Source organism: Vibrio sp. F13, from assembly GCF_020806305.2.
GTDB classification, from domain to species: Bacteria; Pseudomonadota; Gammaproteobacteria; order Enterobacterales; family Vibrionaceae; genus Vibrio; species Vibrio crassostreae_C.
This window is the reverse complement of sequence record NZ_CP170175.1, coordinates 1,358,263-1,372,086: the sequence shown is the minus strand read 5'-3', so window position 1 is coordinate 1,372,086 and position 13,824 is coordinate 1,358,263. Positions and strand designations below refer to the sequence as shown.

At 45.1% G+C, this 13,824-nt stretch carries 9 protein-coding genes; all 9 read left to right on the top strand.

Annotated features, from left to right (window positions below):
- Positions 1-20: 20 nt before the first annotated feature.
- The 9 genes from LMH68_RS06145 to tldD all read left to right on the top strand — a co-directional run bounded on the left by LMH68_RS06145 (position 21) and on the right by tldD (position 13,822).
- Positions 21-2,789, top strand: a complete 2,769-nt coding sequence (locus tag LMH68_RS06145; RefSeq protein WP_413755645.1) for a DUF6701 domain-containing protein — start codon at positions 21-23, stop codon at positions 2,787-2,789.
- Positions 2,790-2,939: 150 nt separating this feature from the next.
- Positions 2,940-3,983, top strand: a complete 1,044-nt coding sequence (locus tag LMH68_RS06140) for a rod shape-determining protein (RefSeq protein WP_017062957.1) — start codon at positions 2,940-2,942, stop codon at positions 3,981-3,983.
- Positions 3,984-4,077: 94 nt separating this feature from the next.
- Complete coding sequence (gene mreC, locus LMH68_RS06135) at positions 4,078-4,965, top strand: rod shape-determining protein MreC (protein ID WP_004735927.1); 888 nt, start codon at positions 4,078-4,080, stop codon at positions 4,963-4,965.
- Positions 4,955-5,443: a rod shape-determining protein MreD gene (mreD, locus tag LMH68_RS06130; protein ID WP_017061361.1), complete on the top strand. Its 489-nt coding sequence runs from the start codon at positions 4,955-4,957 to the stop codon at positions 5,441-5,443. Before mreC ends, mreD begins: the two co-directional genes overlap by 11 nt.
- Before the next feature lie 7 nt (positions 5,444-5,450).
- Positions 5,451-6,074 (top strand): Maf family protein, encoded by a 624-nt coding sequence (locus tag LMH68_RS06125; protein ID WP_102393506.1) that lies wholly within the window; start codon positions 5,451-5,453, stop codon positions 6,072-6,074.
- Between the two features lie 20 nt (positions 6,075-6,094).
- Entirely contained in the window at positions 6,095-7,564 is a 1,470-nt protein-coding gene (gene rng / locus LMH68_RS06120; RefSeq protein WP_017061363.1) for a ribonuclease G, read from the top strand.
- Positions 7,565-7,574: 10 nt separating this feature from the next.
- The gene (locus tag LMH68_RS06115) at positions 7,575-11,450 is read left to right on the top strand and encodes a YhdP family protein (RefSeq protein ID WP_229648284.1); all 3,876 of its coding nucleotides are present in this window, start codon (positions 7,575-7,577) and stop codon (positions 11,448-11,450) included.
- Positions 11,451-11,544: 94 nt separating this feature from the next.
- A complete protein-coding gene (locus LMH68_RS06110) occupies positions 11,545-12,357 on the top strand; it encodes a carbon-nitrogen hydrolase family protein (RefSeq protein ID WP_017061365.1) in 813 nt (270 codons plus the stop codon).
- A 19-nt stretch (positions 12,358-12,376) separates the two neighbouring features.
- Positions 12,377-13,822 (top strand): metalloprotease TldD, encoded by a 1,446-nt coding sequence (tldD, locus tag LMH68_RS06105; protein ID WP_017061366.1) that lies wholly within the window; start codon positions 12,377-12,379, stop codon positions 13,820-13,822.
- The last annotated feature ends 2 nt before the right edge of the window (positions 13,823-13,824 follow it).

Genomic DNA, 13,824 nt, shown 5'->3' with positions numbered 1-13,824 from the left:
TAGAGGGAGGTACAAATCAAATGTACAACCATGATGTCTGTGGAGATGATTTAGGTTGTGCTGTAGGGAATGAGGATGGTCAACTAAACCGACGAAAGATTGACCATAGTTTGTTGCCTAATGTTCCGAGTCGTTCTGTAACAGAGAGCCTAGCTATTGATAAAAACATCAAGTCTAGATGTGATGCGTCAAACTTGTGTTCATTTGAGTTAGCAGGAGCTAATGCTAATGTGTATATCAATGAAGACTTGAAACGACTATATATAAATGATTTAGGCAATGAGTATCCAGAAATAAGGGTACACCTTAAAGATGGTTTATATATTGATGATTTCGAAATATCAAATGGTAGTGGTTTAGTATTAATTATCCCTGAACAATCATCAGTAACTTTTAATAACTTTTTGGCTTCGGATACAAGCCGAAGTGATTTTATATTTGAAAATAGCTCTAAAATAAATGTAGTTACAAGCTTTAAATTTAATAATAGCGTCAATATTGTTAATGAGAACGCATACCCAATCATTTATGCTCCAGATGCAACTGTACAGTTGAAAGGAAACTTTAGAGGCTTTATTTTAGCGAAAACACTTAACCTGCCAAACTTACTTACAGTGGAAGGCGCAGTTACTGCTGCGAGCGTTGTTTCGCAGAGTGGTTTAGTTATTAATAAACCTGACTATAGCTGTCCACTTCCTCCACTTCCAACTGGTTCTCTTGTCGTTACCCCAAAATATTCTCATGTTCTAACTTGTGAGGTCGCTGAGGTTGAGTTTAAAGTCGTAGATGATGATGGCAACGTGATTAGCACCGTTCAAGATAACTTCACTGCATCACATTCACCAAATTCTACTGGGAAGTGGTGTGAAGATGAGAATGGAAACAGTTGCTCTACATCTTCGGGGGATTACCAAAGTCACTTTGTTAATGGGCAAAAAACTTTGTACTTATCTTCATCTAAGTTAGAGAGTTATGATGCCAGTGGTACTTGGAATGGTGATTTAGAAACGGCTGCATCAAAAATTAACTTTGTACCTTATAAGTTCGATGTTGATGAACAGTTTGTTGTGGCTGGGGATGATTACCTCGTGACGGCAAAGGTATCCTCTTGTAATTCGCAAGATTCATCTTTATCACAAGATTATGTAGGCACCCCTAAAGTTAGTTTAGGTATCGTTCAACCTGCGAACGGAAATAGTGCGATAACCTTATTAGATTATACGCCTGATTTTGAGGTGAGTGATAACGGTGAAACAACCGACACACTTTCGATTCAAGAGTCAGGTCAGTTCAAAGTAACTCTGACCGACAGCACCTTTGATTGTAGTGAGATGTCGGGTTGCCCTGAGAGTGGTATTGATAAACTTTCTGGTAGTTTTTTGGTGAATTCTCGTCCTTGGCAATTTGCTATTTGTACGGGCAGCAATTCTGATGGTAACAGCAGTGGTGGGAATGCGTTTGTTGCAGCGGGGGAAGAGTTTGACGTGTTTGCTAAACCAATTAGATTCTCGAGTAACGCTAACCCTTCGTGTAATAATAGCTTAGTAACACAAAACTATTTGCTGTCCTCTGGTGCTGTCGTTGCAACTCATACTCTGGATACTCCTAGCAATAATGGTGCAGTGCTTGGTAGCTTAGAGCCTGGTAGCCAATTGACTCAGTCTAGTTCCGATATTAGTCTTGATGATAATGGTTATAAATTCAAAAGTTTAAATTATTCAGAAGTTGGTAGTATAAATTTTGAAGTGACCGAAGACTCGAATAGTTTTTATGGCAAGATTCTTGGTGGCTTCTCTGGAAGTAAATCAATTGGCCGCTTCTATCCGAAGTACTTCCTGCAAGATAACCCTGAATGGAATGTCGCTAATCAAAACGACATTGCTTATTTAGGTCAGCCTTATGACTCTGCTGTTCATCTAGTGTATCCAATGGCATCAGGTGAAGGTGATACGGATAATGCGCTTAATAATTACCGATTCTTTAATACAGAACTACAAGCAAAGTTTGGTGTTCTAGATGATAGCAATATAGATAACGGCTTCTTGCTAGATACGGATGCTGGGTCTTGGTCTAATGATCGTGAGCATTGGTTGTTGAACGATAGTGCCGCTGTTCTTCAGCGAGTTACGGATTTGGATGACGTTAGCCGCAGAGATGCACCGTTTAATACTTCAGATGCTAACTCCACTATTACCCACTTTGGCTTGACTGTTGCAGGAGTTGATCCTGTTTCATTTACTGACTCTGATATTTTGACTGATTCTGTCGAGTTTCCGGTCCAGCCTCCAGCTCGTTATGGTCGAATGGTGCTAGATGATATTGGTGGCAATTCTGATACTACTCTAACTATTCCATTGCGCGCTGAGTTCTGGGATGGCAGCGAGTTTATTGTTAACGAGGATGATGACCGCAGTACCTTCAATGGGGCTAATACTTGTAAACAAGTTATTTGGCACAGTGAAGGGGCGGCAACCACTTTAGTTTCACTTAACGGTAGTGGAAATTTGGATGATGGAGAAGAAGAGGTCACAGCAAATCAAAATACGCCAGCAGGAACAGACGCGCCACGTGAGCAAGTTCGTCTGTGGTTAAGAATGGATGACTCTGAGCCTGATAGCGATGGCGGAAATAACATCTCATGTAGTGGCAGTGATCAAGATCAACCATGGCTACGTTACAACTGGCGCCAACTGGGTGATGAAGATCCATCCACCGTCGTCACATTTGGTATATACCGTGGTAACGATCGTGTGATCTACCGAGGTGAAAGTGGCTTAACAGGTCAGTAATAATATAATTTTTGCCCCTTAAGTTAGGAATCTGTAAGAAATTGCGGGTTTCAGTCCATGTTTGTACTTCAATGCCTTGCCGTAACAGCAAGGCATTGGTACATTTAGTGCAATTTTTGTCTTCTAATTCTTGCAGGATGAGCGAAGAATATGTTTAAAAAACTTCGTGGCATGTTTTCAAACGACCTATCGATTGATTTAGGTACAGCCAATACCCTTATTTATGTAAAAGGCCAAGGCATTGTTCTTGATGAGCCTTCAGTTGTAGCTATTCGCCAAGATCGTGCGGGTTCTGCAAAGAGTGTCGCTGCTGTTGGCCACGCTGCTAAGCAAATGCTTGGTCGTACGCCTGGTAACATTTCAGCGATCCGCCCAATGAAAGATGGCGTAATTGCTGATTTTTACGTAACGGAAAAAATGCTTCAGCACTTCATTAAACAAGTGCATGACAACAGTGTGCTTAAACCAAGCCCTCGCGTTTTGGTTTGTGTACCTTGTGGTTCAACGCAAGTTGAGCGTCGTGCTATCCGTGAATCTGCGCTAGGTGCTGGTGCTCGTGAGGTTTACTTAATCGATGAGCCTATGGCTGCTGCGATTGGTGCTGGCCTACGTGTCTCTGAGCCAACAGGTTCAATGGTTGTTGATATCGGTGGTGGTACTACTGAAGTTGCGGTTATCTCACTGAACGGTGTGGTTTACTCGTCTTCTGTTCGCATTGGTGGTGACCGTTTTGATGAAGCGATCATCAACTACGTTCGTCGTAACTACGGCAGCTTGATCGGTGAAGCAACGGCAGAAAAGATCAAACACGAAATCGGTTCAGCTTACCCTGGCGATGAAGTCGAAGAGATCGAAGTACGTGGTCGTAACCTTGCTGAAGGTGTGCCTCGTAGCTTTAGCCTAAACTCAAACGAAATCCTTGAAGCACTTCAAGAACCTCTATCTGGCATCGTATCTGCAGTGATGGTTGCACTTGAACAGTGTCCACCAGAGCTGGCTTCTGATATCTCAGAAAACGGTATGGTACTAACAGGTGGTGGTGCACTGCTTAAAGACCTTGATCGCCTGTTAACAGAAGAAACAGGTATCCCTGTTGTTGTTGCAGAAGAGCCATTAACGTGTGTTGCTCTAGGTGGCGGTAAAGCTCTAGAGATGATCGACATGCACGGCGGCGATCTGTTCAGCGAAGAATAATATCTAGTGTTAGGCTCTTTTCTTATCTAGTTTTATGTAAAGAGCCTAGGACCTTGTCTATAGGATCAAATGTAGCTCTAGGACCAAATATAGAATGAAGCCAATTTTTGGTAGAGGTCCCTCTCTACAATTGCGCCTGTTTTTTGCTGTAATTTTATCAGCCAGCCTTATGCTGGCTGATAGTCGTTTAGATGCTTTCTCAAATGTTCGCTATCTATTAAACAGCATGGTTGCGCCTATTCAATATGCAGCCAACTTGCCTCGCACTATGTTCGATGGTGTTTACGACCGTTTTAGCACTCGCAAAGGGTTAATTGAATCTAACCATAATATTAAACGAGAAGTCTTGCGTCTGAAGAGCGAGCTGATTCTGCTTGAGCAATATCAAGAAGAAAACAAGCGCCTTCGTAAGCTGTTAGGCTCGCCGTTTATCCGTGATGAGAAGAAAGTCGTCACAGAAGTTATGGCGGTAGACACTTCACCATATCGCCATCAAGTCGTGATCGACAAAGGTCAGATTGATGGGGTGTATGAAGGTCAGCCGGTGATCAACGAAAAAGGCATTGTCGGCCAAGTCACTTTCGTTGCTGCTCATAATAGTCGTGTATTACTACTCACTGATGCAAACAATGCGATTCCTGTTCAGGTTATTCGTAATGACATCCGTGTGATTGCTTCGGGCAATGGCATGATTGATGAGATCCAGCTAGAGCACATTCCAACCAGTACCGATATACAAGAAGAAGATCTGTTGGTGACATCAGGTCTTGGTGGGGTATATCCAGAAGGTTATCCAGTCGCCTATGTTACGGCCGTTGATTACGACCCGAAACGTGAGTTCGCTGTGATTAAAGCAGAGCCTGTGGTTGAGTTCGATAAGCTCAGATACCTGCTGCTTGTATGGCCTGATGAAAACAAACAGATGCAAGCGGATCAATCGAGCATAGAACAAGCATTGTTAGAGGGCGAAGATGGCCAATAGCGTTTTGAGAAGCAAGGTAGTAATTTTCTGCTCATTTTTAATAGCACTGATTCTGCAGACGATCCCTTGGCCTGGTAGCTTAGATTTATTTAGACCATCTTGGTTACTGCTGGTTACGTGTTACTGGGTTTTGGCTCTACCGCATCGTGTTAACGTGGGTAGTGCTTTGATTTTAGGCTTATTGTGGGACCTTTTGATCGGCTCTACTCTGGGTATTCGAGGCATGATGATGGCAATAGTGATGTACATTATTGCGATGAACTTCCTCGTCATTCGTAACATGGCGTTATGGCAGCAAGCGATGATCATTGCCGCGTTAACGGTCTTGTTTGAGGTGTTGATCTTCTTTGGTGAATATTTGATCCAAGATGTTGTTTTCAATCCGTTATCGTTATGGAGCGCATTGATAAACTGTATACTTTGGCCTTGGATGTTTTTATTAATGAGACGCGTGCGTCGCCATTGGCATGTGAGGTAGCGTGACGATGGAAAAGAAACATTTAGTTTTGGCATCCGGCTCTCCACGCCGCAAAGAATTGCTATCTCAACTCGGTTATGAGTTTTCTGTCCTCGTAACCGATGTTGAAGAGTGTAAACACGCTCAAGAAACCGCCGAAGAATATGTTAAGCGACTATCTTTAGATAAAGCTTTAGCTGCGTTGTCTTTATTGAAAGATAACCCTTCTGAAAGGCAGCATGTCGTTCCTAGTTCTGATACTGTAGATCATGGCTCTGATATAGTCGTTCTTGGTTCTGACACAGTCGTCGTAAGCCAAGGGCAAGTGCTTGAGAAACCCACCGATTTTGCTGACTCTAAGCGCATGCTTACTCAGTTAGCGAATGAACGTCACCAAGTGATGACGGCGGTTTCTGTGGTTTCAGAAGAAAAACAAAGAACAGAAGTCATTATTACCGACGTATGGTTTAAACCCCTCAGTGAAAAAGAAATAGAACAATACTGGCAAACAGGGGAGCCATGCGATAAAGCCGGTAGCTATGGGATCCAAGGTTTGGGCGGACGCTTTGTCACCCGAATCGAAGGTAGTTATTACGCCGTTGTCGGCTTACCTTTATTTGAAACGGACCAGCTACTGCAAGAATTCTTATAATTACTAATCTGAGGTGCACCATGAGTGCTGAATTGTTGCTGAACGTGACCCCGAGTGAAACTCGTGTGGCCATGATTGAAGGGGGGGCTCTTCAAGAGATCCATGTCGAACGAGATGCTCGACGCGGTATCGTAGGAAATATCTATAAAGGACGTGTAAGCCGTGTTCTTCCGGGAATGCAGGCGGCTTTTGTGGATATAGGCCTTGAGAAAGCAGCTTTTTTACACGCCTCTGATATTGTCCCACACACTGAATGTGTCGCTGAAAACGAAAAGAAACAATTTCAGGTTCGTGATATTTCAGAGCTTGTCCGTCAAGGGCAAGACATTGTGGTGCAAGTGGTCAAAGACCCTCTTGGTACTAAAGGTGCTCGCTTAACCACTGATATCACTCTACCGTCTCGTTATCTGGTATTTATGCCGGGCGCAAGTCATGTTGGTGTATCTCAACGTATCGACAGCGAGTCTGAACGTAACCGTCTTAAAAAAGTCGTGTCTCGTTACTGTGACGAACACGGTGGCTTCATCATCCGCACAGCAGCAGAAGGTGCAGATTCAAATGAGTTGGCACAAGATGCCGCATTCTTGAAGCGATTATGGCTAAAAGTATTAGAGCGTCGTGGTAAGCACAAGGCGCGTACTCGTTTGTATGGTGAGCTTTGCTTAAGCCAACGTATCTTACGTGACTTCGTCGGTACTGAGCTGAGCAAGATTCAGGTCGATTCTCGTCTAGAATATGAAAACCTAAAAGAGTTTACCTCTGAATACGTGCCTGAGCTGACAGACAAGCTTGAGCTGTATGAAGGTGATAAGCCTATCTTTGATATGTACGATACCGAGAACGAAATTCAGCGTTCATTGGATCGTAAAGTCGAATTAAAGTCTGGTGGATATCTGATTATCGACCAAACTGAAGCGATGACCACGGTTGATATCAACACTGGCGCGTTTGTTGGTCGTCGTAATCTAGAAGAGACGATTTTCAACACCAATGTAGAAGCGACTCAAGCGATTGCTCGTCAGCTGCGTCTACGTAACTTAGGTGGCATCATCATTATCGACTTTATTGATATGTTGTCTGAGGAACATCGTAAGCGAGTACTAACTTCTTTAGAGGCTGCGCTCGACAAAGACCGTGTGAAAACCAATATTAATGGCTTCACGCAGCTTGGTTTGGTTGAGATGACTCGTAAACGTACTCGTGAAAGTATTGAGCATATCCTATGTTCGAGCTGTCCTGCTTGTGAAGGCCGCGGCAGTGTGAAGACAGTTGAAACCGTTTGTTATGAAATTCTTCGAGAGATCACGCGAGTGAATCGTGCGTACGACGCCGATAAATTTGTGGTCTATGCGGCAGCTGCCGTAGCTGAGGCGTTAGAGGGCGATGAATCTCATGCGCTTGCGGAGCTTGAAGTCTTTATTGGTAAGCAAGTTAAAATCCAGGCTGAGCCTCTGTACATACAAGAGCAGTTTGATGTTGTTATGATGTAATGGAAATTTTGTGAGCTCAAGCGTTACTCTGATTCTACGTGCATGTTTATGGTTAGTGGTTACTCTCTTAGTAACGCTAGCCATTGCCGTTACTACACTGCGTGTAGCCTTGCCCAATTTAAACAAGTATCAATCTGAAATTGAGCTTTGGGTAAACCAACACTCCGGTTTTGATTTTTCGATTCAAGACGTGGGCGGTTTTTGGCGTAACACTCACCCCTCTATTGCTCTGCAAGGCGTTAAAGCTAGCCTCCCCAATGCAGAAGATGTGACCTTCTCTGTTGAGCGTGTTGAAGTCGAGTTTGACTTGATTCAATCGCTCGTGCAGATGCGCCCGGTTGTGGCCGATCTAGTCATGAATCAAATGTATCTTGATATCCGCTCAATTGATCTGTTTGCCGGACAAAATGGCAAAGACGAACCTACAGATCCCGAGTCTTCCAAGCGAGTGATACAAGAGCTCGATAATTTACTGCTAAAAACACTCGTCGATGTAACTGCAAAAGATTCTTCTATTCTTTATCACTCTGTTTCGGGTGAAGAACGTCAGCTCGATATAGAAACCTTAAAATGGCAAAATTCAGACAAACATCACCTTGCTGAAGGTGTGGTGAGTATCAAAGATGCCAATCTAAACTCTCTGTCAGTGAGTGCTAACTTTATTGATGGTGGGTCACTGACTGATGTGACTGGTGAGTTTTATGTCAGTGCCGACAGCATTTCTGTTAAGCCATGGCTTACGCATTATATGCAGGCGGAATCCGGCATTGAAACGGGTACTGTGAGCTTGAATAGCTGGCTTACGCTGCGAAATAGCAAGCCAGTGAGCGCTTATGTTGAGGTTTTACCCTCAGAACTGGCGTGGAACGAAGATGGCGAGCATGACCTCATGCTTGAGTCCGGTGTCTTTAAGTTGTCGCCGACTGATGATGGTTGGCAAGTAAATGGTCACTCACTAAACCTTAGAACGGATGACACACCTTGGCCGGAACTCGACGTAGCGTTCAAGTGGAATCAAGGTCCATGGCAACTCAACATTTCTGAGCTGGATATTGCGACTATTACTCCGTTGATTAAGCTGCTGCCTGACTCTGAACAATCAACCAAAATGATTAACGTATTGGCGCCGGGCGGCTCTGTTTCTGATATCCGTGTTTCCATGGGTTCGGGAATTGACAGTTTACGTTATTCAGCCAGTTTTTCTGATCTTGCTATCGAGCAGTGGGAACTAGTCCCAGGCTTTAGCCAAGTGTCTGGTAGTGTGTTTGGTTCGGCCTCGGAAGCGAAAGCTAGCCTGCATGTTATTGACGATGTGTTCCCTTATGGTGACGTATTCCAAGCGCCTTTGAATATCAAACAAGGTCAGGTTGATATTGTTTGGCAGCAAGATGAAAACGGCTGGAAGCTGTGGTCAGACAAAATCACAGCTGCCACCCCCGATTTACAAGTACTAGGCGCATTCCGCTTAGACTTCCCAAAAGATGCGAGCCCGTTTTTATCCTTCTACGGCGAAGCGGACGCTTACAATGTCGGTGAAACATGGCGCTACTTACCTACACTGGCTCTTGGGCAAGATCTAACAGACTACCTTTCAACTGCGATTCAAGCCGGTAAAGCGGATACCGTAAAACTGTTGTGGCATGGTGATTTGTCTCAATATCCATACACTAACCACGATGGTATTTTCCAGGTTTGGGTTGGCTTAGAAGATGCGAAATTCAGCTTTGATACCGCGTGGCCACTGATTACTGATCTTCAGCTTGATCTGTTGTTTGAAAATGATGCGATGCATCTGGATTCTCGCTCAGCTCAACTGATGGATGTGACGGCAGATCGAATCACAGGACGCATTCCTTATTTAGGGGAAGGCGGCCATATTGAAATTGAAGCTAAAGCGACGGCGTCTGGCAACGCAGTACGCGATTACATGACGTCTTCGCCACTGGTGGGCTCGGTAGGCGCAGCCTTAACCGCACTTCAAGTGAGTGGTGATGTCTCTTCTGAGTTCCAGCTGAATATTCCGTTTGATTCTGAAAAAGAAGCAAGAGCATGGGGTTACGCCGACTTAAGTGGCAACCATGTTGAGATTGAAGCGCCGCCAATGGTGCTCGAGAACACCACGGGTCGAATTGAATTTGATAATGACGTAGTGACGGCAAATGGCCTCGCTGCGGATCTGCTTAACCAAGGTATCTCGCTTGATTTTAAGGGCCTTAATGATGGTCCTGGCTATGCAGTTGATATTGATGTGTTAGGTGATTGGGACGTCAAGCCTCTAGAACCTTACATCGGTGAGCAATGGTTAAGCCGCTTATCAGGTCATGCGCAATGGCAAAGCCAGATTGATATCCAGCTGAATGATATCGGCTTTACCTACCAACTAGACTTACAGTCAGACCTAAAATACTTGGCGAGTGATTACCCATATCCATTGGCGAAAAAATCACTAGAAAGTGGCTCTGCAAGGCTACAGGCATCGGGTAACCAAGAGACGATTACCGCGCGCCTGCAATTGCCAAACACCAAGTACCAAGCTGAGATTGATATCACAGGCGACGTGCCTGAGTTAACGGCGACCAACTTAGTGCTTGGTCGCGGTGGCTACAAAATTAGCCCGGTGGTGGGCCATCACGCACTGATTCGTACAGACAAATTCAATGCCGATGATTGGTTATCGGTTGTAATGGAACCGGTAAAGCCTTCAACGGCTGTACTTAGTCAAATGAACACGCCAACCATACCTGCGCCAAGCCGTATTACCTTTGAGAGTAAAGAGCTGATCTTGGGTGGTATCTCTTGGAATGACGTCGATTTTAGTGCTCGTAAGAACAAACAGGCGTGGCAACTGGACGTGTCTAGCCAAGAGCTAGAAGGGGATATTAACTACCTGCCTCCTTATGATTTGACAGTTTCACTGGATCGTCTGCATCTGTTTGTTCCTGAGTGGAGTGATAAGAACAACCAAGATCAGCAACTGCTGCAACGTAAAGAACAAGCTGCGCCATTGATATCCAAATTGGATAGAGAGATCCACGATGCGATGCCAAACCTGACCCTGACGCTGAACGACTTTTGGCTGCAAGGCTACAAGGTGGGTAAGGTCGATGTTGAAATGACGAGGAACGAAGATCGTATCGAGTGGAACAAAATCCAGGTGCGAAGCGGCGGTAACAAAGCGGATGTGAGTGGCTGGTGGGAACTGCAAGGTGACAAGAGTCATTCATCGTTAACCGTTGATGTTGAGGGTGAAAACAACAGCGAGCTCATGGAGCGCTTTGGTATTACTTCCGGGATTCAAAAAGCGCCATTCGCGTTGGAAGGTCAACTAAATTGGGATGGTTCGCCTTGGGGAATCAAAATGGATACCCTTGATGGCAACGTTAAAACCAAGTTTGGTAAAGGCATTATCTCGGATGTGAGCGGCGCAGCTCGATTACTTGGCCTGTTTAGCCTAGATTCGATCATCCGTAAGATGCAGCTCGATTTCTCAGATGTGTTTGATAAAGGTATGGCCTTCAACAGCATCACCGGAACGGGCGAGATTCAAAATGGTATCTTCCTGACCAATGATCTGAACATGGATGCGGTCGCAGGTGAGATGAAAATCAAAGGTATCGCTAACCTCAACACGCGTCAGGTTGATGCTGAGGTGAACTTTACCCCAGATATTACCTCGGGTATTCCCGTATTAACGGCCTTTGCGGTAACCCCTCAAACGGCGCTGTACGTATTGGCGGTGACCACGGTTATCTCGCCAGTTGTGGAAGTCTTTACCCAAGTAAATTATTCGGTGAAAGGACCATTGGATTCACCAACGGTGAGCGAACTTTCTCGTAGCTCTGGCGAGTTTCAGCTGCCAGAGAAGCTGAGAAAATTAGCCGAATAGGCCTTAAATTAGCCGAAAAGACCTTATGCCCGAGTCAGCGAATATACGGTGAAATGCTGATTTCTGAATCATAATGAATGGAGGAGCGATACACATGGATTGTGTTGGGTTGATTCAAATGACATCTGGCCCCAGCCCTGAATTGAACTTTGAGTACCTTGCTCAAGAAGTTGCAAAGTGCAAAGAGTTGGGGGCTAAGTGGGTTGTTTGCCCTGAAAACGCGTTAGTTTTTGGCAGTAAAGCCGACTATCACCAGTGTGCTGAGCCTTTTAATGATGGCCCACTGCAAAAGAAAATCTCTGAGCTAGCAAAGCTTCACAGAATTTGGATCGTCATTGGCAGTATGCCGATAAGCACAACTAACGGAGTGACGACCACCACCTTGGTGATTGATGATTTTGGTTGCCTCGTTGCTCATTACGACAAGCTACACATGTTTGATGTGGATGTCGCTGACGCCCATAAGTGCTATCGAGAGTCGGATATTTTCACTCCGGGCAACCAAGTTGTGACAGCGGAAACGCCTTTTGGTCGCTTAGGTTTGAGTATTTGTTATGATGTGCGCTTTCCACACTTGTATTCAGAGTTACGTAAGCAAGGGGCACAAATCATTGTGGTGCCTGCGGCTTTTACAGCGGTAACGGGTCAAGCGCACTGGGAAGTACTATTAAGATGCCGCGCGGTTGAAACACAGTCGTGGATTGTCGCGGTAGGTCAAGGCGGAAAACACCCTTGCCAAAGAGAAACATGGGGACACTCAATGGTGGTTGATCCATGGGGACGAGTGGTCGCACAGTTAGACCAAGATCCTAAAAGTATGGTGGTTGAGATAGACACATCCAGTTGCGAGTCCATTAGGCAAAATATGCCCATCGCGCAACACTCTCGATTTACCAATCAATTTTAATTACAAACAAGAGCCATCTATGAGCATTAATCAAATTGAAGAAGCGCTACTGAACCCGACAGGGCTTACGGAGCAAAATATCGCAGATACATTGGCGAGTATTGCTACCCGCCAAATTGATTATGCTGATATCTACTTTCAGTCAAGCTGGCACGAATCTTTAGTGCTAGAAGACAGCATTATTAAAGACGGCTCTTTCAATATCGATTGCGGTGTTGGCGTTCGTGCAGTATCTGGTGAAAAGACTGGTTTTGCTTACTCTGACCAAATCCAATTGGATGGTCTTAAGCAGAGCGCAATTGCGGCTCGTGGTATTGCTAAACAAGGTCAAAACGGCAAGGTTCAAGCGTTCAAACGCAACTCTAATCAAGCTTACTATGATGCAGTTAACCCGCTTGCGAGTTGGGAAAAACAGCAGAAAACAGAATTACTAAAATCATTAGATGCTTACATTCGCACTAAAGAGCCGATGGTGACTGAAGTATCGGTGAGTTTAAGTGGTGTACATGAGCAGATGCTGGTTGCTGCGACTGATGGCACTTACGCTGGTGATATTCGTCCGCTGGTTCGCTTGTCTATTAGCGTACTTGCACAGAAGGGTGATCGTCGTGAGCGTGGTAGCGCTGGTGGTGGTGGCCGTTTTGGTTACGACTTCTTCTTAAGTGATGACAAAGGCACTCAAGTTGCTTACCAATTTGCGGATGAAGCGATTCGCCAAGCATTAGTTAACCTTGAAGCGGTTGCAGCGCCTGCTGGTGCCATGCCTGTGGTTCTTGGTTCTGGTTGGCCGGGCGTTCTGCTGCATGAAGCGGTAGGCCACGGTTTAGAAGGCGACTTCAACCGTAAAGAGTCGTCAGTATTCTCTGGCAAAGTTGGTGAGCAAGTAACTTCAAGCCTATGTACGATTGTCGATGACGGTACATTAACGGATCTACGCGGTTCATTGAACGTCGATGATGAAGGTGTTAACGGTCAGTACAATACGTTAATCGAAAACGGCATCCTAAAAGGTTACATGCAAGATAAGCTGAACGCTCGTCTAATGGGTGTAGCACCGACAGGTAATGGTCGTCGTGAGTCATACGCGCATCTTCCAATGCCACGTATGACGAATACATACATGCTACCGGGCGAACACACACCGGAAGAGATCATCGCGACGGTTGAGAAAGGTATCTACGCACCGAACTTCGGTGGCGGTCAGGTCGATATCACATCAGGTAAGTTCGTATTCTCAGCGTCTGAAGCGTACATGATTGAAAACGGTAAGATCACTCACCCAGTGAAAGGCGCGACGCTAATCGGTTCTGGTATCGAAGCGATGCAGCAGGTGTCTATGGTGGGTAACGACCTAAGCATCGACCGTGGTGTGGGTGTGTGTGGTAAGGCTGGTCAAAGTGTGCCAGTGGGTGTTGGTCAACCAACATTGAAACTAGACTCGCTAACCGTTGGTGGTACTGAGTAATT